General features: G+C 59.3%; 16 protein-coding genes and 2 pseudogenes. 3 read left to right on the forward strand and 15 right to left on the reverse strand.

Features of this window, described 5'->3' with window-relative positions; genetic code table 11:
- Nucleotides 1-319: 319 nt before the first annotated feature.
- The 9 genes and pseudogenes from F7D08_RS00050 to hisS all read right to left on the reverse strand — a co-directional run.
- Nucleotides 320-2,246: pseudogene (locus tag F7D08_RS00050) on the reverse strand (bifunctional metallophosphatase/5'-nucleotidase); the annotation flags it as partial.
- A gap of 424 nt (nt 2,247-2,670) precedes the next feature.
- Nucleotides 2,671-4,173, reverse strand: coding sequence for an acid phosphatase (locus tag F7D08_RS00055; RefSeq protein WP_193316120.1), 1,503 nt, complete (start codon nt 4,171-4,173; stop codon nt 2,671-2,673).
- A 101-nt stretch (nt 4,174-4,274) separates the two neighbouring features.
- On the reverse strand, nt 4,275-5,474 hold the full coding sequence (locus F7D08_RS00060) for an amino acid ABC transporter permease (RefSeq protein ID WP_226803200.1): 1,200 nt from the start codon (nt 5,472-5,474) through the stop codon (nt 4,275-4,277).
- A gap of 3 nt (nt 5,475-5,477) precedes the next feature.
- Nucleotides 5,478-6,155, reverse strand: a complete 678-nt coding sequence (locus F7D08_RS00065; RefSeq protein WP_152208737.1) for an amino acid ABC transporter permease — start codon at nt 6,153-6,155, stop codon at nt 5,478-5,480.
- Nucleotides 6,155-6,994 (reverse strand): glutamate ABC transporter substrate-binding protein, encoded by an 840-nt coding sequence (locus F7D08_RS00070; protein WP_152208738.1) that lies wholly within the window; start codon nt 6,992-6,994, stop codon nt 6,155-6,157. The genes F7D08_RS00065 and F7D08_RS00070 overlap by 1 nt, the downstream gene beginning before the upstream one ends.
- 14 nt (nt 6,995-7,008) lie before the next feature.
- Nucleotides 7,009-7,809 carry an amino acid ABC transporter ATP-binding protein gene (locus tag F7D08_RS00075; RefSeq protein WP_152208739.1) on the reverse strand — a complete coding sequence of 267 codons (801 nt, stop codon included), beginning with the start codon at nt 7,807-7,809 and terminating at the stop codon, nt 7,009-7,011.
- A gap of 199 nt (nt 7,810-8,008) precedes the next feature.
- Nucleotides 8,009-8,560 (reverse strand): YbaK/EbsC family protein, encoded by a 552-nt coding sequence (locus F7D08_RS00080; RefSeq protein WP_152209074.1) that lies wholly within the window; start codon nt 8,558-8,560, stop codon nt 8,009-8,011.
- Between the two features lie 221 nt (nt 8,561-8,781).
- Nucleotides 8,782-10,575, reverse strand: coding sequence for an aspartate--tRNA ligase (gene aspS / locus F7D08_RS00085; protein ID WP_152208740.1), 1,794 nt, complete (start codon nt 10,573-10,575; stop codon nt 8,782-8,784).
- Between the two features lie 35 nt (nt 10,576-10,610).
- Nucleotides 10,611-11,951, reverse strand: coding sequence for a histidine--tRNA ligase (gene hisS / locus F7D08_RS00090; RefSeq protein ID WP_264371449.1), 1,341 nt, complete (start codon nt 11,949-11,951; stop codon nt 10,611-10,613).
- Between the two features lie 155 nt (nt 11,952-12,106).
- Here hisS and F7D08_RS00095 point away from each other — a divergent pair, with 155 nt between their 5' ends.
- Nucleotides 12,107-13,549 carry a DUF349 domain-containing protein gene (locus F7D08_RS00095; protein WP_152208742.1) on the forward strand — a complete coding sequence of 481 codons (1,443 nt, stop codon included), beginning with the start codon at nt 12,107-12,109 and terminating at the stop codon, nt 13,547-13,549.
- Between the two features lie 124 nt (nt 13,550-13,673).
- Here F7D08_RS00095 and F7D08_RS00100 read toward each other — a convergent pair whose 3' ends face one another.
- On the reverse strand, nt 13,674-15,440 hold the full coding sequence (locus F7D08_RS00100) for a bifunctional metallophosphatase/5'-nucleotidase (RefSeq protein WP_152209075.1): 1,767 nt from the start codon (nt 15,438-15,440) through the stop codon (nt 13,674-13,676).
- A 259-nt stretch (nt 15,441-15,699) separates the two neighbouring features.
- Here F7D08_RS00100 and F7D08_RS00105 point away from each other — a divergent pair, with 259 nt between their 5' ends.
- A complete protein-coding gene (locus tag F7D08_RS00105) occupies nt 15,700-17,388 on the forward strand; it encodes an acetolactate synthase large subunit (protein ID WP_226803203.1) in 1,689 nt (562 codons plus the stop codon).
- Nucleotides 17,389-17,466: 78 nt separating this feature from the next.
- Here F7D08_RS00105 and F7D08_RS00110 read toward each other — a convergent pair whose 3' ends face one another.
- Nucleotides 17,467-20,088 (reverse strand): ATP-dependent Clp protease ATP-binding subunit, encoded by a 2,622-nt coding sequence (locus F7D08_RS00110; RefSeq protein ID WP_152208744.1) that lies wholly within the window; start codon nt 20,086-20,088, stop codon nt 17,467-17,469.
- A 151-nt stretch (nt 20,089-20,239) separates the two neighbouring features.
- Between F7D08_RS00110 and F7D08_RS00115 the strand changes: the two genes are divergently transcribed.
- Nucleotides 20,240-21,205, forward strand: coding sequence for a universal stress protein (locus F7D08_RS00115; RefSeq protein WP_152208745.1), 966 nt, complete (start codon nt 20,240-20,242; stop codon nt 21,203-21,205).
- A 362-nt stretch (nt 21,206-21,567) separates the two neighbouring features.
- On the opposite strand, the pseudogene F7D08_RS00120 reads toward F7D08_RS00115, so the two are convergent.
- The 4 genes and pseudogenes from F7D08_RS00120 to F7D08_RS00135 form a co-directional block, all read right to left on the reverse strand.
- A pseudogene (locus F7D08_RS00120) lies at nt 21,568-22,812 on the reverse strand (DUF3027 domain-containing protein); the annotation flags it as partial.
- Between the two features lie 8 nt (nt 22,813-22,820).
- A complete protein-coding gene (locus F7D08_RS00125; protein ID WP_100493631.1) occupies nt 22,821-23,210 on the reverse strand; it encodes a cold-shock protein in 390 nt (129 codons plus the stop codon).
- Between the two features lie 90 nt (nt 23,211-23,300).
- On the reverse strand, nt 23,301-25,361 hold the full coding sequence (locus F7D08_RS00130) for a sensor histidine kinase (RefSeq protein ID WP_152208747.1): 2,061 nt from the start codon (nt 25,359-25,361) through the stop codon (nt 23,301-23,303).
- 21 nt (nt 25,362-25,382) lie between these two features.
- Nucleotides 25,383-26,114, reverse strand: coding sequence for a response regulator transcription factor (locus F7D08_RS00135; protein ID WP_100493629.1), 732 nt, complete (start codon nt 26,112-26,114; stop codon nt 25,383-25,385).
- Between the last annotated feature and the right edge of the window lie 21 nt (nt 26,115-26,135).

Raw genomic sequence — 26,135 nt, forward strand, 5'->3', positions numbered from 1 at the left:
TGTTCGCGCAAAGAGCTTCATATGCGCGATATTGCAATCGGCGCACAAAGACGACAAGGCGTCCGCGGAACCTGCATATTGTGCAGGGTTCCCACAGACGCCTTGCCTGCGCGCATCAGCCAGTTAATCGTTTACGATCAATCTGCCGATCACTTGCTGGCAGCGTTGCGGCGCTTCACCGCAAGCACCGTGCCGCCCGCGGCAAGCAGCAACGCGAGTGCTGCGATCGGAGCGATTGCGGCACCGGTGTCCGCGGTACGCTTGGCTTGGCCCTCCACACCGGTCTTGTTGCCGTTGTTCTTGCCGGACTGCTGGCTGGCTTGCTGGCCCGGCTGCTGAGAGCCTCCGTTCGAGGCTCCTGCGGCGATGGTCAGCGGCAATGTCACCGTGGTCTTGTCCGTGGCGCCGACCACGGTCAGTGTCACGTCACCGGCCTTGGCATCGGCCGGAACCGTCACCTTGAGGGTTGCGGTATCACCATTGGAGACAGGCGTCTCGCCCACGGTCTTGCCGTTGATAGTGGCGGTCAGCTTGGTTTCCGCCGGCACACCCAGCGAGGTCAATGTGAGCTTGGAGAAGTTCAGCGTGAACGAATCTCCCGCCTTGATCGAACCAGCTGGAATGCCGGTCACGGCCACGGCACGGCGGTCGTAACGCGGGGAGACTGGATCGTTCTTGCCTAGGTATTCGATCCAAGCGTCACGATCAACCAAGCCGGAATCACGGGTGTCGGCGCCCTGGGCGAAGACACGGAAGTTGTCACCGCCCTGCAGCAGGAAGCTGAAGGAGCCGATACGGTAGTTCTTCTTCAGGTCGAGCGGCTTGCCGTTCACCGTCACCGAGATGATGTGATGGCCCTGCTCGGCGTTCGGATCATAGGTGTAGGAGACGTTGTGCGAAAGGCCCAGCTGCAGGTACGGGCGAGATGGCGTGGTGCCGTCCGTAGTGGTCTGCCACTGCTGTTCCAAGGCTTCCTTGAACTGAGCACCAGTCAGCGTGGTGGTCCACAGGTTGTTCAGGAACGGCAGCACGGCATTGGCTTGCGCGTAGGTGATGGAACCATCGGCCGCCAGCGGGCAGGAGGCGTTGTCGCCGCTCTTGCACAACTCGGCGCGAAGACCGCCGGGGTTCACCACACCGATTTCGGCGCCACCGCGGTCGGCGCTGGAGAGCGAAGCCAGCAGCGAATCAGCCACCAGGTTGCCCAGCGTGGATTCAGAGCCACGATCGTCGCGCTTGCCATCCTTGAATGCGGTGGTGATGTCGGCGGAAACGGAGCCGACCACCTTGTTGCCCTCCTCGGTGCCCTTGGCCACAGCCGCATCCACAATGGACTTGACCTGCTTGACCGCATCATCACCGGAAGCCGCCAGTTCGTCATCGGACTTACTGGTGTCCACGGCCACGGTACCGGTCTTCTCATAGGTCACCTGACCGGTGGCCTCATCATAGTCAAGCACGACCTGACCGACATTAGCGGCATAGCTGCCGGTCTGAATGATCGGACGACCGTTCTTGGCCGGGTCGGTGTACGAGTACCTCATGTGCGTGTGGCCGGTGAAGATGGCGTTGACGGCAGGATCCGTGTCGTCAACGATGTGCTTGAACACCGGGCTGGCGGCCTTCTGCTCATCCAACGTCGGCTTACCGGTGGATTCGTCTTCGGCCTCAGGAGCACCCTCATGGTATTCAGCCACGAGCACATCGGCCTCACCATTGGATTCGTCGCCATCGGTCAGCTGCTTGGCCACACGGTTCACGGCTTCCACCGGGTCGCCGAAGTCCAGGTTCTTCACACCATCGGGAGCAACCAACGTGGGAGTTTCCTGAGTAACGGCACCGATGATGCCGACCTTGACGCCATCGACATCCTGGATGCTGTATTCCTTGAGCGCCGGGGTCGTGGTGCCCTTCTTGTAGACGTTAGCGCCGAGGTAATCCCACTTGGCGTTGCGGTCATCATCCTTGCCGATCACACGGTTGACCAGATCGTCATAGCCTTGATCGAACTCGTGGTTGCCCACGGAGGATGCCTTCAAATCCAAGGCGTTCAGCACATCGATGGCAGGCTGGTCCTTCTGTACGGAGGAGTTGAAGAGCGAGGCACCGATAAGGTCGCCGGCACCGAGCAGCAACGAGTTGTTCGGATATTCGGCCTTGAGCTGTTCAACGGTTGCGGCGAACGGCACAGTCAGATTCTTGTCGATACGACCATGGAAATCGTTGGTGTTGAGCAGGTTGATGGTGGTCTTGGCGGATTCCTTTGTATCAGCAGACTGTTCGTGAACATTTTGGTCAGGACGTCCAGCTTGGTTCTGATTAAGCGAGTCGGAATCGGTTTCAACTCCATTGGGCGTTTCGACAGTGGTTGATTGAACCCGCTCAGAAGTAGCCGGTTCGGCAAATGCCGCAGGTGCCATACCGGCCAATCCCGCCAACGTGGCGATGGAGGCGACGAGTGCGATGGCGCGGGACGCACCTCGTCTGAATTCGTTGTGTTGTTTCACTGCTCAATCCCCTTCCTCGGTCGTCCATGAGCGGATTCAAGTCAAGGTGACTTTCCGCTGAGCAATCATGGGCTTAGAGCCGAGCGTAAGGAGCGAACATGAATCGGATGCCCTATTCGGAAGAATGAGGGGAATCGGCAAGTTGAACTCTGGCCGAACTTTATCAGCGCCTGCGGCGGGCGCGCAGCAGGAAGCCAATGAGCAGAGCAGCCACCGTGCCCACGGCAACGGCGGTGATTGCAGGCTGTTGCACACCTCGCAATGTGGCGAGGTCAGGTCCGGCCGCCTTCACGCTGTTCTCCCCCGCCGCCACGTCCGATGCCGGATGATTGCCGTTATTCGCATATTGCGCGTTCACCACGGTCGGGCCGGAAAGCGTCACCTTGTCAGCGGTTTCCACTTTGGTTACATCGCCGTTGGAGTTGAGCGTGACCCGCGCGCATAAGGCTTTGGCCCAATTGATGCGCTGCCAGCCCTCTGAGGATTCCCATAACGGATAGCCAGAATCGATGGCCGTGGCTTTCAAAATCGCATTGCGCTGATCGGCATGCAGCTGCGGGTAAGCAAGGCGCAGCACGTCGGCGGCACCTCGAGGAGCGCTGAATTCGGCTCCTGCTTGCGATGTGACTTGTGGGAAGGTGTACGTCATACGCGCCGTGTAGACGCGCACTGCCGAGCCCTGGTCCTTCACCGGCTCGGTGGCCACGGGATCAAGAAAATCATTGGTATAGCCCGCCGTGGAATTGGCTTTCACATTGGCGATGCATTCGGTGAGCGTATCGCCATGATGGTCGGCTTTGCATCGTTCGGTCAGGTAGTCACGCAATTGCCGGGCGGCGGGAACGATCGACGAGGCGAATTCGTTATGCCAGTATTGCCCATTCTGTGCGGAGGCGCCGATGCGCCCGCCCATAATGTCGAGCGGATAATGCACGCCAAGCACAATGCGGTTGTTGCCGGCTTCCGAGGTGCGGGCCATGATTTGCGGAGCAAGTTCCGGCAATATGCCAGCGAGCGCGATTCCCCACGAATAGGCGCCTGTAGTGTGACCGGATGGGTAGGAGCTGTTTTTCTGCAACGTGGAATAACCGGGAATATGCTCCAGCCATGACGGTGACTGCTGGATGTCGAGCGTGGCCGGCAGGCCAGCCAGATCATTGGCGCCGCCCAACGTGCTTTGCGAACGGTCCAGGTATGGACGCGGATGCATGGCCGCGCGCTTGGATTGGAAGGTGGAGGCCACGTTGAATTTGAACAGGTCGGAAATCTTATTGAGCCGGCCTTGCTTGAAGCCTTCACGCATGTATCGGCCGAGTACAGGCCCAAGCGAGTCGGGCAGCGTTTCTTCACCGTAGAGGTCGGAATCGATCAGGGCTCGTTTGCGCTGGGCGGTCAGTCCGTTCTTGTCGGCGTTCTTGGCGCCCAGATGGTTGATTTCGACTGCCAAATCCTCGTCCAGCTTCATGGTTTTGGCGTCCAGCACTTTGCCGCCATGCTCGGCGTCGACCGGAGCCTGCCAGTAGTTTTTCTCATAGCCGGACAGCAGCGAGACCCAATCAGGATTGGGAAGTTGGTCGGCTTGTGCGGTTACTGGCACAGCGGCCAACGCCAGAGGCAGACATACGGCAACAGCAAAAACGGAGGATAGGTTCCGGAACGTCTTCATACGTTCCAACCTATCCTCCGTTAGGCTACGTAGCCTCGGGCACGATAGAACACTTGGTGAACTCTTCGTGCCACCTTAGCCACGGCTTAGGCCCGAATCGATCAGATCTTCGGTTTGCCTCCGAACTTCACATGGCCTTTGCCGATATCGTTGCCGTGCTTGAACACGGTGCCGTGGTCGGCCTGTTCATGCTCGCTCGAGGACAGTTTCGGATCGTTGGCCTTGGGGGTCGACGGTTTGCCGTTCTCACGATCCTGTTCCTTGATGGTCTCAGGATGCGTGACATCGTAGCCTTGTTCGTACTTGGTCTTTCGCCAGTTGCGAATCGAGGCGTTGGTGCCACGGTGATGCACATGGTACTTACGCGGCGTGCCGCCGAGCGGCAGCTCCTCGACTTCCTTGGCCACTGCGATCTGGTTGACGTTGGAGGCGTCGCCTGCTGCAATCGGCGCGACCGGTTCGGGCTCAGCCGGAGCCGCAGTGCGCTGCTGCATGCGCTCAGGCAACCATTCGGCGAGCCTGGAGAGCAGCCAGCAGGCGATGAAGTAGATTACCGCGGCCATGACCAGCGTCTGCAGGATGTTGAAGTACATCGAGCCGAGTCGACGGGATTCCTGCAGCAGATCGGTGTACATGATGATGGAGCCCAGAGCGGTATCCTTCAGCACCACGACCAGCTGGGTGACGGCGGCCGGCAGCATGGCGTAGACGGCCTGCGGCACTTCGATCTCCATCAGCGACTGGGTTTCGGTCAATCCCAAGGCGAGCGACGCCTCACGCTGGCCACCCGGCAGGTTGCCCACGCCGGAGCGCACCAATTCGGCGACCACCGAGCCGTTGTACAGCACCAAGGCTATGACCACGGCCCAGTAGGAAGGGCTGGGCAGGCCCGCGAACGCGAACCAACGCCAGAAGAAGATCATCAGCAGCAGCACCGGCACCGCACGGCAGAACTCCACGATGACGGCGGAAATGCCGCGCAGCAACGGGTTCGGCAGCAATCGGCCAACGCCAAAGACCAGGCCGAACGCCACGGCGCCGATCACTGCGAGCACGGTGGCCTTGATGGTCATCCACAAGCCAGGCAGATAGAAGTCGGTCCAAGCCTCACGCTCGACGGCCGGCTTCCATAGCTCCCAGCTCAACTGGTTTTCACCGTCCGGCGGATTGTGCAGTCGCATCAGGATGAGCACCAACACCACGGCGAAGAGGAAGCCTGCCACCCAGTTGATAATGCGAATGGTGCGGCGGCCCTTCGGACCTGGGGCATCGAACAGAACAGAATTCGAAGTATCAGCCATTGGTCACCTCCTCACGGCGAGCTTGTTGGATAGGTACGTGGTGAGCATGCCGATCGGGATGATCAGAATCACGTAACCGAATGCGAAGATCAGGAAGATCTGGATGATCACATCCGGGCGGAACTCGATCATCTGGCTCATCAGGGAAGAGGTTTCCGTGGAAACCGATGCGGCGGCGGCTACGGTGGAGTTCTTCAGCAATGCGATCAGCGTGTTGCCGAGCGGAGCCACCGAACCGCGGAATGCCTGCGGCAGAATGATTTCCGTAGCGGACTGCATGAAGCCCAGGCCCAATGCGCGTGCGGCTTCGGCCTGGCCGAGCGGCACGGTGTTGATGCCGGAACGCAAGGATTCGCAGACGAATGCCGCCGTGTAGAGGCTCAAACCGGTCACGGCCAGCCAGAAGAAGTTCGTGGCGAACGTGTCGGAGAAGGTGAGCTTCAGCTGTGCGTAAGCGCCAAGCACCATGAACACCATGATGATGGTCAGCGGCAGGTTCTTGAACAGCTCCACGTAGGCGCCGGCCACCGCTCGCAGCGAGGAAATCGGCGAAATACGCATCACCACAAGAATCACACCGAGAATCAGCGAGAACAGCGTGCTCCACAGCGTCAGTTCGATGTTGACCAGGAACGCGCCAAGCACGTCATACTGGGAAAACAGTTCCAAGAATCCGTTCATCAGGCATCCTCCCCCTCATCTGGAGTGGGTGGGTTGTAGCGCACGTCCGGCGTGTAGTTGGTTCCCTTGGTGTTGTCGCTGATGGCGTTCTCCCAGGAACCATCCTGAATCATATCCACGATGGCGTTGTTGATCTTCGTGGCGAACTGTGTGTCACCCTTCTTGATGCCCACGCCATAATACTCCTGCGTGAACGGCTTGCCGACCACGCGAAGCTTGCCGCGGGAAGCGGAGGCGAGACCCGCAAGAATGATGTCGTCGGTGGTCACCGCGTCCACGATGCCGGAGAACAGTGCGGTGGCGCATTCGGCATAACCGGGCTGCTCCATAAGCTGCACTTCGGAAGCGAACTTCTCCTTGACGGTTGCGGCGGAGGTCGAACCGGTCACCGAGCACAGCCGCTTGCCGTTCAAGTCTTCCGGGCCGTTGATGGACTGGTCGTCCTTGCGAACCAGAAGATCCTGACCGGCCACGAAATACGGGCCGGCGAAGGAGACGGCCTTCTTACGCTCGTCCGTAATGGAATAGGTGGCGAGAATCATGTCCACATCACCGTTCTGCAGCATGGCCTCACGCTGCTTGGAAGGGGCTTCCTTCCAGATGATCTCATCTTCGGAGTAGCCGAGTTTCTTGGCGATGTACTTGGCCACATCCACGTCGAAGCCCACATAGGTGCCGGACTTCTTGAAGCCCAGGCCCGGCTGGTCGAATTTGATGCCGATGCGGATCTTGCCGGCTTCGTCCTGTCCGCATGCCGCAAGCGACATGGTGCAGGCCAAAGCGCAGGCGGCCGCGATGATGCGACCCGCCGTACGTTTGAATCGTTTGCTCAATGTCATACGTGCCCCCTCGTTCAGTGGGTGAGGATCTTCGAGAGGAAGTCCTTGGCACGATCGGTCTGCGGATGCTCGAAGAACTCGTCCGGAGTGTTTTCCTCGAGAATCTGGCCGTTGGCCATGAACACGATACGGTCGGCGGCCTTGCGCGCGAAGCCCATCTCGTGGGTCACGCAGATCATCGTCATGCCTTCATGGGCGAGCTCGACCATCACGTCAAGGACCTCGTTGACCATTTCCGGATCAAGTGCGGAGGTCGGCTCGTCGAACAGCATGACCTTTGGGCGCATCGCGAGAGCGCGGGCGATGGCCACACGCTGCTGCTGGCCGCCGGAAAGCTGGGACGGCATCTTGTTGGCCTGGCTGGCCACGCCGACGCGGTCGAGCAGATCCATGGCGAGCTGCTCGGCTTCCTTCTTGTCCATGTGGCGTACCTTGATCGGAGCGAGCGTTACGTTTTCGAGAATGGTCTTGTTGGCGAACAGGTTGAAGGACTGGAACACCATGCCCACTTCAGCGCGCAGGCTGGCGAGTTCCTTGCCCTCCTGGGGCAGCGGCTTGCCGTCAATGCGGATGTCGCCGGAGTCAATGGTTTCCAGACGGTTGATGGTGCGGCACATCGTGGACTTGCCGGAGCCGGAAGGACCGACGACCACGAGCACCTCGCCCTTGGTCACGGTGAGATTAATGTCTTTCAGAACATGGAGGTCGCCGAAGTGCTTCTCCACGTGGGTCAGTTCGACCAGCGGTCGTCCTGCGGGTTCATTGCCCGGCACCAGCGGTGCCACTGAGCGCTTTTCTTCTTGTTTCTCTGACATAAGCGGTCAGTATAACGGCACTGTGTTACCGGAATAACACTTGCCGGACGATAAGCGTTCATAATATGAGATAAAAACTATCACCGGCGCGGCAGCAGCAATCGTGAACGCTCACATCGATATTACAGCGGATACGTCATACCCAACCGTGAATATCGATGGCGACGATGGCAATCGTCAGCGAAGAGTCCCCCTTGCCTCATCCACGTGGCTTGCCTAGCGCAGAGACAAATCGCACACCTGGGATATCAGCGAAAATCGAGCCATCCACCACCAGTTTGGATGGGCGGACGCCGGAACCCAGGTACAGCTTCGGGATCGAAAGGATATGCTGGTCGACAAGCAGCGGCCAACCATCCGGCAAACCGATTGGAGACATGCCGCCGGATTCCATGCCGGTCGCCTCCACTGCCGCATCAATCGGCGCGAAACTCACCTTGGAAACCTCAAGCGTGTGCTTGACCACGCCATTCAGGTCCGCACGGGTATCGGCGGTAACGAATGCGGCCGCGAATTGCGGCGGCGCCTTGCGGGTCTTATGGGTGTGGACCACTACCACATTGCCGGTGATTTCGAACGGGATGTCATATTTCGGGCACCACAGGTCGGTGTCCGACTCCTCATCGGTGTTGATGGTCACACCGAGGATCTTCTCCTCAGGCACGCCGGCCGCCACCAGTGCATTCAGCTTGTCGAACACCGGCTTGGCCAGCAGACCCCCGTCATGCCAGTCCAGAATCTCCAACGTCATAGCCATGCCCCCTCATTATGCGAATGAACGGGGCCCAGAATAGCGAAAGCGCCAGCAGCACATGCCACTGGCGCTATTCGCATTAGCTATGAAGCGTTATTATTTTCACGCGTTTTCACAGGAAAACGGAATAATGCGTGCGGTAGCAAGGCGCACCGAGGGAAGGCGTACGAAGGTACGTCGACCGAGGAGCAACGCAGCTAACGCTCCATTATTCAGTTTTACTCTTCGTCCGGATCGTAATCGACGCCGGTCTCAGCACGCTGCTCGTCGGTGATCGGAGCCGGAGCACCGGTCAGCGGATCACGGCCGCCACCGGCCTTCGGGAAGGCGATGACGTCGCGGATGGTCTCGGCACCGGCCAGGATGGACACGGTGCGGTCCCAGCCGAGGGCAATGCCCGCGTGCGGCGGAGCGCCGTACTTGAAGGCCTCGAGCAGGAAGCCGAACTTCTCCTGGGCTTCCTCCGGGGAGATGCCCAGCACGTTGAGGACACGATCCTGAATGTCGTCGCGGTGGATACGCACGGAACCGCCGCCCATCTCCTCGCCGTTGCAGACGATGTCGTAGGAGTCGGACATGGCGTGCTCAGGATCCTTGTCGAACTTGTCGATCCAATCCTTGCTCGGCATGGTGAACGGGTGGTGCATGGAGGTCCACTTGGAGTGGCCGACTGCAACGTCGTCATCATCCGGGTCGTCGGTGGGCTTGAACAGCGGGAAGTCGACAACCCAGGTGAAGGCGAACTTCTTCGGATCCAGCAGACCCTCACGGCGGGCGAGCTCCACACGAGCGGCACCCAGCAGCAGCTGGGAGGATTCGCGGGAACCGGCGGCGAAGAACACGGCGTCGCCAGGCTCGGCGCCAACGGCCTCGCGCAGACCGGCGCGCTCTTCCTCGGACAGGTTCTTGGCCACAGGGCCCTTCAGCTCGCCGTCTTCGGCGAAGACCACGTAGGCGAGGCCCTTGGCGCCGCGCTGCTTGGCCCATTCCTGCCATGCGTCGAACTGGCGACGAGGCGTGGAAGCACCGCCCTTGAAGAGCACAGCACCCACGTACGGAGCCTGGAACACACGGAACGGGGTGTTCTTGAAGTAATCGGTGAGCTCGACCAGCGGGTTGCCGAAGCGCAGATCCGGCTTGTCGGAACCGTACTTATCCATGGCTTCCTGCCAGGTGATGCGCGGCAGCGGCAGCTGGACTTCATAGCCAGCGGTCTTCCAGATGGCGGCGATGACCTTCTCGGCCATGGCCATCACGTCTTCCTGGTCGACGAAGCTCATCTCCATATCGAGCTGGGTGAACTCAGGCTGGCGATCGGCGCGGAAGTCCTCGTCACGATAGCAGCGAGCCAGCTGGTAGTAGCGCTCGACGCCGGAGACCATGAGCAGCTGCTTCAGAAGCTGCGGGGACTGCGGCAGGGCGTACCAGGAGCCCGGCACCAGACGGGCCGGCACCAGGAAGTCGCGGGCGCCTTCCGGAGTGGACTTGATGAAGGTCGGGGTCTCGACCTCGGTGAAGTCCATGTCTTCGAGGGCGTGGCGAGCGGCCTTGGCCATGTCGGAGCGCAGCTTCAGGTTGTGCTGCATGGACGGGCGGCGAAGGTCGAGGTAGCGGTACTTCAGACGGACGTCCTCACCGGGCAGCTTGTTCTCGGATTCGTTCTCCAGAGCGGTGGACACCTGGAACGGCAGGGCATCGGCCTTGGCGAGAATCTCGATGTTCTCGGCAACGACCTCGATCTTGCCGGTGGCCAGGTGGGTGTTCTCGTTGCCGTCCGGACGCAGGCGCACCTCACCGGTGACCTGGATCACGAACTCGGAACGCAGCGGGCGGGCCACTTCCTCGTCATAGATAACGACCTGCACCAAACCGGTGTTGTCGCGAAGGTCGATGAAGGCCACGCCGCCGTGGTCGCGACGACGGTCGACCCAACCGGCGAGGGTGACCTTCTGGCCAACCAGTGCCTCGGTCACGTCAGTGGCATGATGTGTTCTGTAAGCCGTCTGGCTCATTGTCTTATTTCTCCTCGATTTTTCGCGCGAATTCGTCAGATTTCGACGGTTTGCTGGGCAACCACAGTATCCGGCTCCCAAGACGTGCAATCAGCGGCAACCTGCTCGCCGGTGACGATGTTCTTGACCTCATCACCCGCGGCTTCGCCGTTCTCGCCGTCGGCGGCGCTGGCCGGGAACCACACATAAGGGATACCGAGCTTGTCCGCATACTTGATCTGCTTGCCGAGCTTGGCCGCGGTAGGTGCCACATCGGTGGCGATGCCACGGGCACGCAGCTGGGCGGCGATGCGGTTGGCAGCCGGACGATCTTCCTCGTTCCACACAGCCACGAGCACGGCAGCCGGGGAAACACGGTTGGCGTGGGCGCCCGCGGTGTGCAGCATGTAGCTCACCAGTCGGCTCAGACCGATGGACAGGCCCACACCCGGGTACTTGCGGTTGCCCTGGGAGGCCAGATTGTCGTAACGGCCACCGGAGCAGATGGAACCGAGGGATGCAGCACCGTCAAGGAAGGTCTCGTACACGGAACCGGTGTAGTAATCCAGACCACGCGCGATCTTCAGGTCGGCAATGACCGAGCCTGGGCGAATCACAGCGGCTTCGTCCACAATCATGGCCAGCGTATCGAGGCCCTGACGAGCCAGCGCATATGCGTCGCTCTCCTGCGCGATGCCATGCTCGGCGCACAGCGCGTCGAACTTTTCAGCCAGTTCCTTGCCATCCGCCGCGGTCAGCTCGGCGAGTTCGAGGCAGGCGCGTGCCTGTGCCTCGGTGGCACCACAGCTTTCGGTGAGCAGTCGGGCCACTTCGTCAGCGCCGATCTTGTCGAGCTTGTCGATCTCGCGCAGCACACCTTCGATATCCGTCAGGCCAAGACCACGGTAGAAACCTTCGGACAGCTTGCGGTTGTTGGCATGCACGGTAGCCTTCGGAAGTCCATAAGCACGCAACTCCTCCAGCGCGGAAACCATGACCAGCGGCAGTTCGACTTCGTAGTGGTCCGGCAGCTCGCCGGCACCGATCACGTCGATATCGGCCTGCACGAACTCTCGGAAACGACCCTCCTGCGGACGCTCGCCACGCCAGACCTTCTGAATCTGCCAACGCTTGAACGGGAAGGCCAGCGCGCCCGAATGCTCGACCACATACCGGCTCAGCGGCACGGTCAGATCGAAATGCAGACCCAGACGCTCCTCGATGGGAGTGTCGGATTCATGACCGACCTCCTGCAGACGGCTCAGCAGGTAGATCTCCTTGCTGGTCTCGCCCTTTTTCAGCAGGGAAGCGCCAGTTTCCACCGCTCTGGTCTCAATGCCGATGAAGCCATTGAGCTCAAAAACCTTGCGAAGCGTGTCGATAACACGCTGCTCCACAACACGTTCGGAGGGGAGCCACTCCGGGAATCCTGATATTGATGCACCTTTAGCCACGAAATCAATATAATAGGTGAGGGTTGCGTCAAGCCATGCCATTTTCCGGTATGCGAGGCGCTTCCACTCACTCACACTACGCTTGTAAGGAGCTGGCCATGGCCGACGAGACTGTCACCGAAACCGAAAACACCGCTGCAACCGAAGAGCAGGCAACGACACCCGCACCCGCGGTCAGCGAGGCTAAGCCGACTCCCGCTTCGATGCCGAAGCCGCACGCCCCCTCCCCCGCCGCATTCGCCAAGAAGACCCCGGCCAAGCAGCACGCCGCCGCCCCGACCTCCACCGCCGCTTATTCCGAGGATGATGTCAAGGCTGCCGAAGCCTTTGGCCGCGTGGACGAGAACGGCACCGTGTTCGTGAAGGACGGCGAGACCGAGCGCGAGGTCGGTCAGTTCCCGGATGCTTCCAAGGAAGAGGCACTGGCACTGTACGCCCGCCGTTTCCTGGATTTGAAGGCCAAGCTTGATCTGCTGGCCGGCCGTCTGAATTCCCCGAGCGTCAAGGCTCGTGAAATCGATGAGTCCCTGAAGCTCTTGGGCGAAGAAACCAATGAGCCGGCCGTGGTGGGCGATATCGCCGCGCTGAAGGCCCAGTTCGAGGAGCTCAAGGCCGCCGGCGAAGCCAAGAAGGCCGCTTTGGCCGAGGCCCGCAAGGCAGCCATTGCCAAGGCCGTCGCCGAGCGCACCGCCATCGTGGAGAAGGCCGAAGCCCTGGCCGCATCCTTGGGTGACAACACCAACTGGCGCTCCACCGCCGACAAGTTCCGCAACCTGTTCGACGAGTGGCAGAACCACCAGCGCACCACCATCCGCATCGACAAGCCGGAGGCCGAAGCCCTGTGGAAGCGCTTCTCCGCTGCCCGCACCACCTTCAACCAGGCTCGCCGCAAGTGGGCCCAGGCCCGCGACAACGAGCGTAACCACGCCAAGGAAGTCAAGGAAGCCATCATCGCCGAGGCCAACGAGCTGAAGGATTCCACCGCCTGGGGCGAGACCTCCCGCAAGTTCAACGATCTGATGGATCGTTGGAAGAAGGCCGGTCGCGCAGGCCGTACCGAGGACGACGAGCTGTGGGGCAAGTTCCGCGAGGCCGCTGACGCCTTCTTCAACGCCCGTCAGGCCGATCGTGACCAGATGAACACCGCCGAGAAGGAGAATCTGGCCAAGAAGGAAGAGCTGCTGGTCAAGGCCGAGGCTCTGGTGCCGGTCAAGACCGACGCCGAAGCCAAGAAGGCACGTCAGGAGCTGGCCAAGATTCAGGAAGAGTGGGATCAGATCGGCTACGTGCCGCGCGAGGATATGCGTCGCATCGAGAACCGTCTGGACGCTGTGGACAAGCAGATCAAGTCCGTTGAGGATGCCGCTTGGAAGCAGTCCGATCCGGAGGCTGATGCCCGCAAGTCCAGCTTCGAAGAGCAGCTGAACGCTCAGCTCGCCGAGCTCGACGCCAAGATCGCCGCTGAGTCCGATCCGAAGAAGAAAGCCAAGCTTGAGGCTGAGAAGGCCACCAAGGAACAGTGGCTGAACGCCATTAAGTAATCTTTCCCAGGATTCAATAGCGTCGCAACGCGAATGATGCCCGTCAGAGTGATCTGGCGGGCATCATCGTTATCGGTGGTTTGTATCAGGAGATTGCGCCCCCTACACAAGGCCTGGTTCCCATCTAGGCCTTCATACCGGTTTGCGGCACCTTCGCCGGAGCGAGCGCGGGATGCGTGGCCAGATACTGCTTCAACGGTTCGCTATATGACATGTTCAGTTCGCCATAATTCGTTCCCGCACGGAAGGCATGGTAATCATCGCCGCCCTGGAGCAGATAGGAATTCGACGCGATAATCACCAGTTCATCATCAGCGACTGGCCTACCATCAATCATCAGATCAGTAATATCAACCGCACGAGTATCGTCATCACCATCAAAGCTGGTGTTGAGCTGCGCATTATCCTCTGTTCCGGCCAGATTCCGTTCCACAAATCGATAGCTCACATTCGAGGAGATCCCAATCCAGCGACGCTTCAACTGACCGTCCTTGAATCGGAACTGCTCAGCCAATACACGCTTCACATCTTCACCGGTCAATGTTTCGTGCGCGGCTTTGAACTGCAGTGCCATCAACGAGTCCACTTCACGCACACTGACCCTGCCATTGCCATCCATGTCGAGTTTCGCAGTGCGCAGGCTGCCATCATTGGAAAAGCCAATCACCGGTAAACGCTCACCAGCATATACAGCGCGTTGAATCATAGACCTGTTGGCGTCCGCCACCAAACGGCCCACCGAATCTTCCTGACCATTTTCGATGCGTTTATCAAAGTTCGCGCCGGCGGCCAATGTGCCAACCGTTGCATCACCCACCTGAGCCGCATGTGCTTGAGCCGCAGTAAATACCTGCTGGGAGTGGTTCACCATACTTTCGCCAGTCGAGCCCGCAGACATCCATGCCGATTGGGTGGTGTGCGCATCAAGACCTTCCACGCGAATCACGCCGGGGACCCTTGGCGATGCCTGTTCGGTGCCATTGCCAAGGTCGACATTCTCCACGGTGACTTTGGCACGACGACCGTGCCCGGTGATAATCAGATCCTGCACCGCCATCGCACGGCCAAAACTGCCAGCCTCATAGATAGGGGCTCCCCCATCCGTACGTCCGTACTTCAGTGCATGCGTGTGGCCGGTATACACCACATCCACATCCTTGCCAAGGCCCTGAGCGGCCGTGGCATCAGCGTGAATCAACGCCACCACAGCATCCGTCTTGCCGGATTGCTTGAGTTCATGGGCCACACGGTTGACGGCATCCACCGCACGCTCGTCCAGATCGGCATCCTTCGTGATTTGCGGCGTCGCCACGGATCCCAACGCATCAGTCAATGCGCCAACGAATCCGATGCGCTTGCCGTTGACCTCACGAATCGTATACTCCTTGACCCGGCTCAATTTGCCGCCTGCAGCCTTGTTACGAGCGGATGTATTGGCGCACAGCCAATCAATGCCATTGGCCGGCGAAGCAATCCGGTTATTGAAATCAGCCACCGAACGATCGAATTCGTGATTGCCGACTGCGGAAATCGTCAATCCCCAGGATTTTGCCATATCCAACGTCGGCTGATCCTTGGCCACTGCGGATTCATACGGAGAACCGCCGACCAAGTCTCCGGTGGACACCGGCACCATATTGCCGGGATTATGGCTGTCCGCCAGCGTAAACGCGGCAGCATTGTCCGCACCGCGCTCGATGTGTCCATGAAAATCGGTGATATCGGCGATTGTCACCGTTCTAGTACCTGTTGCGGCATCATTCCCGGAAAAAGGAACGGTTCCCGTTGCTCCTGCAACAGCGTTAGGTACGGTAAGAAACGTAAGTACGGTCGCGATGATTACTGCCATGGCGACCTTAGGCCGCCTGCCGGTCCACTGCCGGCGATCCATGCCCTTGCTCACACTGTTACGCTAAGACAGCTAGTTGAATGCACCTCCACGCCCATTCAACGTCAAAGTTAACTCTTAGCGGCTTCTTTGTCTTACGCAATCAGCAACCGCGATCGCCTAAACTGGCGCTATGTATGCGGCACCTTGGTTCTTACGCATACATAGTGAGGGAACTGGCGACTACTGCTTCTTGCGCGGTTCGACATGCCCGGTACTCGACATGCCCGGTACTCAATCCCGACTGTTACACTTCCCTAGCGTGAATACAGCGACCCAGAACACCAATCACATTCGCACTGTAGCCGACCTGTTCGTGGAATGCCTCGTCAACGAAGGCGTGGAAACCATGTACGGCATCCCGGGCGAGGAGAACATCCCGCTGATGGAGGCCATCGAACGCGATGGACGCATTCGTTTCATCCTGACCCGCCATGAGCAGGGAGCCGGTTTCATGGCCGCCACGCAGGGTCACCTGACCGGCAAGCCTGGCGTCTGCCTGGCCACGCTGGGGCCAGGCGCGCTGAACCTGACGCTCCCCGTGGCGCAGGCCAATGCCAGCACCACACCGCTCGTGGCCATCTGCGCTCAGGGCAATGTGAGTCGCCTGTACAAGGAATCACATCAGATCGTGGATCTGGTGTCCGTATTCCGCCCGCTGACCCAGTGGACGTCGATGATTGTGGAGCCGGCTTCGGTGCCGGAAATGGTGCGCAAGGCTTTCTCCATCTCCCAGCGCAACCGACCAGGCGCCACCTGCCTGATTCTGCCCGAAGATGTTGCCGAGATGCCGGCTCCTGAAGACGCTCACCCGCTGCCGTTGCCGAATCCGATGAGCTTCGCGCCTACTGCCGACACGATCTCTCGCGCCGTAAGCATTATCCGCGGCGCCAAGCACCCGATCATCTTGGCCGGCAATGGCGTGGCCCGCGGTCATGCGGAGAACCGTCTGCTGGCTTTGGCCGAGCAGCTTAATGTGCCGGTGGCCACCACGTTCGAAGGCAAGGGCGTGATTTCCGATCGCATTCCGCTGGCGCTCGGCGTAGTGGGCTTCATGCGCCACGATTATGAGAATTTCGCGTTCGATGAGGCCGATCTGATTATCGCGGTAGGCTTCTCCATCCAGCAGTTCGACCCGAAGAAGATCAACCCGAACGACGATAAGACCATCATCCACATCAACACGTTCATCGAGGATACGGACGCACACTACTCCACCGCGCTGAACATTATGGGCAATATCGACGCCACGCTGCAGGCGCTGATCGCCCAGCTGCATGCGGAGCATGTGACGTTCGGCGTCTCTCATCCGAAGATTCATGAACTGTTGGAAACCGAATACACCTCGTACGCGGATGATGATTCGTTCCCGATGAAGCCGCAGCGCATTGTGGCCGATACGCGCCGCGCGATGGAGACGGATACGGATATCGCCTTGGTGGATACCGGCGCCTTGAAGATGTGGATGGCTCGTCTCTACCCCACCTATTATTCCAACACCTGCGTGATCGATAATTCCCTGTCCACCATGGCCTGGACACTGCCAGGCGCGGTGGCGGCCTCGCTGGAGAATCCAGGACGCCCGGTATTGGCGGTGATGGGCGACGGTTCGTTCATGATGAACGTGCAGGAGATCGAAACCGCCGTGCGCGTGGGTGCCCGCATGGTGATTCTGGTGTGGGTTGACGAAGCCTATGGCCTGATCAAATGGAAGATGGATATTCATGACGGCAGCCACGAATATGTGGACTTCAACAATCCGGATGTGGTGGAACTTGGCATGAGCTTCGGCGCCAAGGGCCATTTGATTGAGTCCGCTGACCAGCTCTACCCTACGCTGCGCTCGGCTTTGCGTTCCGGCTCCGGCATTGACATCATCGCCTGCCCGGTTGATTACTCCGAGAACATGAAGCTCATCGAGAAGCTCGGCGAGGTTGATTTCAGCGGCTGAACAATACTGGCATAAGAAAGGCGCCTCGGTTCCGTGCAGGACCGAGGCGCCTTTCTTATGCGTTATGCGCTAGCTGGATTATTCAGCAAACTGTTCGCCAGCGTCATCTGAACCGGAGTCAGCGGCTGGTGCGGCAGCATCAGCCAATTCCGGTTCATTGGCGGCGACAGGTTCGTCGACACCGGCGGCCTCATCATTGCCAGCATCTTCAGCCTTGGCCGGCTCTTCGAACTTTTCACCCTTGAAGGTGAATTCGCCCAAGATACCTTCGCCTTCGGCATCCACCACCACGCGCTGGCCGTCTTCGAGGTCACCCATCAGAATCTTCTCGGAGATGGCGTCCTCGATATCGCGCTGAATCACGCGACGCAGCGGACGGGCACCAAGCAACGGGTCGAAGCCCTTCTGCGCGAGCAGGTCCTTGGCGGCATTGGTAAGCTCGAGCGACATGTGACGATCGAACAGGCGGTCGTTAAGCTGCTTGACGTCGAGATCGACGATCTGACGCACCTGCGGCTCAGTAAGCTGCTTGAAGACGATGATGTCATCCAAACGGTTCAGGAACTCCGGACGGAACTGTTGCTTCAGTTCGGAGCTGACCTGATCCTTCATGCGCTGGTAGCTGGACTCGTTGTTGGCACCCAGATTGAAGCCCGTGTTGGCTGCCTTCGCAATGTCACGCGTACCGAGGTTGGTGGTGAGGATGATGATGGTGTTCTTGAAGTCCACCTTGCGACCCTGGCCGTCGGTCAAGTGGCCGTCATCCAGCACCTGCAGCAGCGTGTTGAAGATATCCGGGTGAGCCTTCTCGATCTCGTCGAACAGCACCACGGAGAACGGCTTGCGACGCACCTTTTCGGTGAGTTCGCCGCCCTCTTCGTAGCCGACGTACCCCGGAGGCGCACCGAACAGACGGGAAGCTGCGTACTTCTCGGAGAACTCGGACATATCCACGCGAATCAGCGCGTCCTCATCGTCGAACAGGAATTCGGCGAGCGCCTTGGCCAGCTCGGTCTTACCGACGCCGGTCGGGCCGGCGAAGATGAACGAACCGGACGGGCGCTTCGGATCCTTGAGCCCCACGCGGGTACGGCGAATCGAGCGGGACAGTGCGGACACTGCTTCATCCTGGCCGATGATGCGCTTGTGCAGCTCGGCCTCCATGTTGAGCAGCTTCTTGGACTCGGCCTGGGTCAGCTTGAACACCGGAATACCGGTGGTGGAGCTGATGACCTCGGCGATTACATCCTCATCCACGACCATCTTGACGTCGGACTCGCCCTCACGCCAGGAGTCCTCCTTGGCCTTGCGATCGGCTTCCAGCTTCTCCTGGCTGTCGCGCAGCTTGGCGGCGTTCTCAAAGTCCTGGGCCTTGATGGCTTCATCCTTCTTGGCTGCCACCTTGGCGATCTTCTCGTCCAGCTCCTTGAGCTCCGGCGGAGCGGTCAGGCGCTTGATGCGCAGACGCGCACCGGCCTCATCGATCAGATCGATGGCCTTATCCGGCAGGTTACGATCCTGGATGTAACGGCTGGAGAGCTCGGCCGCGGACTGCAGAGCGCCATCGGTGATGGTCACGTGATGGTGGTTCTCGTAACGGGAACGCAAGCCCTTCAAGATCTCGATGGTTTCGGCGATGGTGGGCTCGTGCACCTGAATCGGCTGGAAACGACGTTCCAGAGCCGCATCCTTCTCGATGTACTTGCGGTACTCATCGGTCGTGGTGGCACCAATGGTCTGGAGCTCGCCACGGGCCAGCATCGGCTTCAGCATATCGGAGGCGCCCAGAGCGCCATCCGCGGAACCTGCGCCCACGATGGTGTGAATCTCATCGATGAACAGTACGATGTCGCCGCGGGTCTTGATCTCCTTCAGCACCTTCTTCAGGCGTTCTTCGAAATCACCACGGTAACGGGAACCGGCCACCATAGAGCCCAAGTCCAGCGAATAGACCTGCTTGCCCTTCAAGGTTTCCGGCACATCGCCGGCATTGATCTTCTGGGCCAGGCCTTCGACCACTGCGGTCTTGCCCACGCCGGGCTCGCCGATCAGCACCGGGTTGTTCTTGGTGCGGCGAGAGAGCACCACCATAACGCGCTCAATCTCATTGGTACGGCCAATCACCGGGTCCAGCTTGCCTTCGGCAGCTTCAGCGGTCAGGTTGCGGCCGAACTGGTCAAGGATGGCGGAACCGGACTTGTTCTGCTTATCAGCAACACCGCCAGCGTTGGCCAAATCGCCCTTACCATCACCGGACGTACCAGAGTTACCACGAATCATATCAATCGTGGCGCTGCGCAGCTCGCCCAGATCAACACCCATCTTGATGAGCACCTGAGTGCCGACGCCCTCACCCTCGCGAATCAGGCCGAGCAGAATATGTTCGGTGCCGATGTAGCTGTGACCCAGCTGAAGGGCTTCACGAAGCGAGAACTCCAGTACCTGCTTAGCGTGCGGAGTAAAGGGGATGTGCCCGTTCGGAGCAGCGTTGCCCTTGCCGATCATTTCTTCAACCTGCTTGCGAGTGGCATCAAGCTCCACGCCCTTCGAAGCGAGCGCCTTGGCAGCCACGCCTTCGCCTTCACGAATTAGGCCGAGCAGCAGGTGTTCGGTGCCGATGTAGTTGTGCTGGAGAGACCGGGCCTCTTCCTGCGCCAACACAATCACGCGCCGTGCACGGTCGGTAAACCGTTCGAACATGCTTGTCCTTCCTCAATAGACATTCCGTTTTACTCTACCGATTTGCGGTGACGTTTATTCACCTGATTCCATGAATTGCGCCGTAAGCGGGAAAGAAAACGATATGCTGGACGTATATTCATCATTCACACTGATGCCAAAGGAGGTTGTGATGACTGAATTGAACACCAAGGCCGACATCGTGGTTGGCGTTGACGGCTCTGATGAATCATTCGCCGCATTGAAGTGGGCTTTGGAGGAGGCCTCACTGTCCGGGCAAAGCGTCAATGCCGTATTCGGTTGGACACATTCCTGGGATATGGGCGCTGAACCGGATAGCGATGAAGCATGGGCCAAGATCCGTCACGATATCGCCAACGAGTTGCGCGAATGGGTGGAACGCGCCACCACAGGCATTGATTTCGACCCCGCCAACCTGAAACTCACGTCCGTCAAGGCGTCCGGCACCACTGCCCTGCTGCAGATCGGTCATGATGCGCAGCAGATCGTAGTCGGACGTCGCTCGTTGGGACGCGTGGCGCGCTGGTTCCTGGGATCATTGTCTGCCTCCCTGGCCGAAGAGGCAGAAGTACCGGTCACCGTGGTGCGTTTGACCGGCGGCGAGGAGGAAAGCGTCACCGATGCCATCGCCAATGCTTTGACGCCCGGCGACGAGCCCGTGCACTATGAGCAACCGGAACCAGAAACCGAACCGAATGTTCGTCCGGTTGTGGTTGGTGTCGACGGCTCCGAAACCTCTCGCCGAGCTTTCGATTTCGCCTTGGAGGAGGCACGACTCCATCATCGTCCGCTGCATGTGATGTTCTGCTGGCAGCTGCGCGACCTTGGTGTGGTTCCCGGATACGAGAACGCCGTGCCACCAGTTGAGGTCGGCCAGCGCCGAGCGGAGGAGATTCTGAACGGGCTGATGGCCAAAGCCGTCATTCCCGACGGTGTATCCGTGACCGCAAACGCTTTCCACATCCGTGCTTCCAAAGGCCTGATCGCGGCTTCGCGTTATGCCTCGCATCTGGTGGTGGGATCGCGTGGATTGTCCGGGTTGGACGCGCACTTCCTTGGCTCGGTGTCTCGCCAAATCGTCAACTTCGCCGAATGCACGGTGACCGTGGTGCACTAACAACAGCCGGCATGGGCATTGCAATAACACACTGATTCCAATGCCGATATCAATCAAATCGGGTGGCGGGATTCCCCCTTCGTAATCTCACCACCCGATTTCCTATCGTAGTTTCTTACCGTTTTTCAGAGTAAGCACTGTCTGGAATCTCACAGTTCGTCGATAATGGGAAAATAGCCATCTCGAGAATTTGCCGCGCTGAGTTGTTACTGCTCGTTGTCGGCATCATTGCCGGATTCGTCAGAATCGTCCAAAACACCGGCTTGAGAGTCAACGGAATCATCAGCAGCGTCCAAGTCAGTAGAATTGTCATCATCAGCATCGGATTCCTCTTCAGCCTTGCTCTGACGCAGCTGTTCGATCAGATCAATGACTGTTTCGAGTTCCGGGGCCACATCGTCCGTGGTATCGGAGAACTCGTCATCGATGTCGATGTCATCATCGCCATCATCAACGGATGTGTTGTTGATGATGTCTTCTTCGGTGGCCTCATCATCATCGTAATCGGCATCGGTTTCACCGGCATCAACGTCATCGAGGGCATCTTCAGAGGCACTGGAATCATCGATAGGCTGCTCGATGGATTGCGTGCCGGACTGATCGTCGGTGTCACCATCCATATCGGCTGGGTCCACAGCTGTTGCGCTGGATTCGTCCACTGCCGTATCAGTCGCAGCAACGCCATCATCCGACTTCGCACCAGTATCATCGGCGGCATTGTTGACCACCGCATTATCGGCATCGACGATGACGTCGACGCCATCGACCGCGCCAGCATCCTTGGCCGGCTCAGCCGAAACCTCGACATCAGCAGGCTCATCCTTAGGCTCAGATTCCTCAGCCTTACGAGTCTTGGGACGGGCCACAATGTCGATGTGCAAATCATCCAACGCCGGCTTGGACTGCACCCACAGGTGGCTCGGTTCCGGCGGCTCGATCTCGGAGTGCTCGCCGCAACCATGATCGAGAGAAACCACACGGCCATCATCTGGGCTCCACTTGTTGGCGCATACGCCGAACATGCGATCCAATTCGCCGGTCAGCGGCACAAAGAAACCGCAATCGGAGCATAGGTTGCCGGCCGCGGTCTTGGTGCTCAATGCCTTCGGGCCACGTGGACCTTCATACCAGCGTTTGGCCGCCTGTGCTCGGCCCAACGGGCTCAGCACATGGCGACGTGTCAGGCGAAACGTCTCCGCCGCATCGTTGACGTCCGGTACCGAGGATTCCTCTACCTCACCGGTCTCCAGACGCTCATCATCGGGATCGGTGCCGATCGAGTCGGTGGGAGAAAGATCCGTTGGTTCAAGACGATCCTTCCAAGGAATCCACTTCGGTGGAAGCAACGCCTCCTCCGTAGGAATCAACGAGGATTCATTCACGGTCCAGGAGTCCAGCTCCTGATCGTGATAAAGCGTCACCGACCATTGCCAACCCTCGTATCCGCGAATATTCGCGGCGAATCGGAAGTCGGTAACGTGGTCTTCAAGCTCGTTGGCGACAACGAACTGCCCCACTTGCTCGGGCTCGTCGGCCACTTCCAGCAGCACAGCATGCGCTATGGCGCGAGGATCCGGCGTCACAGTGGTTTCGGTGGAATCAGTCATGGATGCAATCAGTCCTGTACGTCAAACTGGTCCGCCACGGCACGCAGCAGTGTGGCCAGCTTCTTGCTTTCGGCGGAAGACGGGTAACGATGACGGCGCAGGGTGTTGCCGGCCGCGTCCAACATCTTGATGAGATCTTCGCAAATCGCAGCCATGTCATCCGGCTTCGGGCGCGTGGCCTTCACCAAGCTCGGCGCCGAAGCGATCAGCTGGACTCCCATGGCCTGCGGTCCGCGACGACCGTCAACCACGGAATACTCCACCTTGGCACCCTTGCGCAGCGTAGTGGCGCCTGCAGGTAGGGCCTGAGCCGGCAGGAACACGTCCTTGCCTTCCTCATTGGTGATGAAACCATAACCCTTGGCTGCGTCAAACCAACGAACTCGACCGGTGGGCATTGCGAAACCTTCCTTAGTGCATAGGGAGTAATGAACTGAAGGAACAGTGTACCTCACAGGCCTTGACCTGCGCCACTTTGGAGGAGTCGCTTACGCTTTACGCTCACCACCGAACCAGGAGGTCTTCGCCTTGGGCTCCTTGGACTTGGCGATGGCCGGCTGCGCCAGGGGCGTTGCGGCCATGCGCTCCACAGGCAGAATCACCGTGAAGGTCAGGCCTCCCCCCTCCGTTCCTGTGGCGCAGATGAACCCATGATGCGCCTTGACCACCGATTGGGCGATGGCCATGCCCAATCCGGTGCCGCCCTTCTGCCTTGCTCGGGATGGATCGGCGGTATAGAACCGTTCGAAGATCTTCGACCGGGATTCCGGCGGGACGCCTGGCCCATGATCCACAAATCGCAACACGGCATATCGGTAACCGGTCCGCATGGATTGGCCGACTTCCGCTGCCTCGACGAAACGCCTCATCGAGGCTTCCGTGGTAGGCATTTGCGCAAGCTGCCGCGGATCTATCGCAGCAGGCATGATACCGAGTGCCACCTGTGCCGGGGAATCGGCGGGAGTGTATCGGTGAATGTTGCCGACGATGTTGGTCACCACCTGGCGCAAGCGAGACGCGTCTCCCGGCAAGGTGACGGCATCCCAGTCGCCGTCTATCGTCTGCAACGAGGCCGGATGGCTCAGATCCCGTGCGGGAACGAGCTCCAGACGGTCGCGGGAGATGACTCGATCCGGGTCGAGCGCATGTAAATCGTCCACGGCATCGGTGACCAGCGAGGACAGGTTCACGCTGCCGGTGACATCAATGCCGCGTCCCTCGTCCAGACGCGCCAACGACAGCAGATCCTCCACCAGCACGGTCATGCGTTGGCTGGAACGTTCGATATGTTCGATGGATTCATCCGCACGCTCCAACGCGCCGGGCATGTCCCGTTGCATCTTGTAGAGCTCCGCATAACCGTGAATGGCGGCAAGAGGCGTACGCAGCTCATGGCTGGCGTCAGAGACGAACCGTTTCATCTTTTCGGTCGTCTCCTCCTGCTCGTGGAAGCTGACTTCTATTCGGGTCAGCATCGTGTTGAGCGACGCGGCGAGCGAACCCACTTCCGTGTTTTCCGGAGCGGATGGGATACGCTGGCTCAAATCCCCTGCGGCGATTTTCGCGGCGGTTTTCTCCATACGCTTCAACGGCATCAGGGTACGCTGAATAATCAGCGTGGACAGTGATCCGCCGAGCAACACCACGGCGATGCCCACCACAATGCAATATTGGGTCAGCGTTTTCAATGTGTCGATCTGATCGGACATGGACAGTCCGATGTACACCACGCCACGTACGACCTTGCCGCCATTACTGGTTTTTGCGGTCCATTCCTTGGCCACGACGCGCCAAGGCGCGCTGGCCGCCGACACCGCGGCACGGTTGGCATTCGACTTCGGCGAGGAGAGGATCTTGGTCACCGAGCCAGACGAACTGGAACCATTCGGCGCGGGATCGGTTGCCGGGCCGCCAGATGAATCCGGCGCATTCGTGCCATTGCTGCCGCCCGCATCGCCTGAATCATCGCCGCCATTGGCGGACGTCCCGGAATCATTGGTTTGCACTTCGACAATCTGCCGTGCGACAGCCGGAGCGGTGAACACCTTGCCCAAGGTGATGCCATCGGTATTGCCATAGGTAGGCAGCACCGGCACGGATACGATGCCGTCCTGCAGCTGCGGCAGCAATGGCGTCACCACCAAGGGCTTGCCATCGGAATCGGTGGTCCCATCGGTGTACTGGATTTGCAAGAAATACGAATTCGGACCGGAAAGGCCGCTGGAAGTATCCGATTTGGAAAGCAGATCGATGTTCTGGAATACCAGATCGCTTTGCTGGGAAAGCTGGGTATCGGTTTTCTCCAGCATGTAATTGCCCACCAAGGTGCGCAATGAGAAGGAAATGACGGTGATGCCCACCAGCAGCACGGCGATGGTCGCGGCCATAAGCTTGCCACCCAGGGAGATGCGGTCGAAATGCTGGAAGAAAATGTTCTTCTTGTGCTCGTGATGCTCTTTGACGCGCTGGGTCAAAGGCGCGCCAGGGGCGTTTTGGCACGCAGTGGTCTCTTGGGCCGGCGTTCCCGGCTGCTGCTGTGGTTCACTCATAGGCGTAATAGCTTCAACGTATCAGTGCTTGGGCTCGCGAATCATATAACCGATGCCGCGCTTGGTCTCAATAAGAGGAGTCACCTTATGCTTCTCGCCGTTCTCGTCGGTGACTTCCAGGCCATCCACTTTCTTGCGCAGGTAGGAGATGTATGATTCCACGATGGCGGCATCGCCACCCCAGTCGTATTGCCAGACATGATCGAGAATCTGGGCCTTGGACAGCACGCGCCCCTCGTTGTCCATCAGATAACGAAGCAGCTTGTATTCGGTGGGGCTCAAATCAATGGGTTGACCGGCTCGGGTCACGTCGTGGGAGTCCTCATTGATTTCGAGATCGGCCACGCGGATAATCGGATCATCCTCCACTTGTTCGCGGGTGCGGCGCAGAATGGCGCGAATACGGGCCACAACCTCCTCGAGACTGAATGGCTTGGTCACGTAATCGTCGCCGCCCACGGTCAATCCCATGATCTTATCCTGGGTGTCATCACGAGCAGTGAGGAACAGGACCGGCGAGTCGATGCCTTCCTGCCTGATGCGGCGGGTCACGGTGAATCCGTCGATATCAGGCAGCATGACGTCAAGCACAATGAGATCGGGCTGGACCTTTTCAATCACCTCGATGGCCTCCGAACCGGAAGCCGCGGTGTTCACCTCGAATCCGGCGAAATGCAGTGAGGCGACCAGCAGTTCACGGATGGACGGCTCATCGTCAACAACAACAATCGATGCTTCAATAGGCTTACTCATGCTTCCTAGAGTGGCGCGTTC

It is taken from the genome of Bifidobacterium cebidarum, from assembly GCF_009193305.1.
GTDB lineage: Bacteria > Actinomycetota > Actinomycetes > Actinomycetales > Bifidobacteriaceae > Bifidobacterium > Bifidobacterium cebidarum.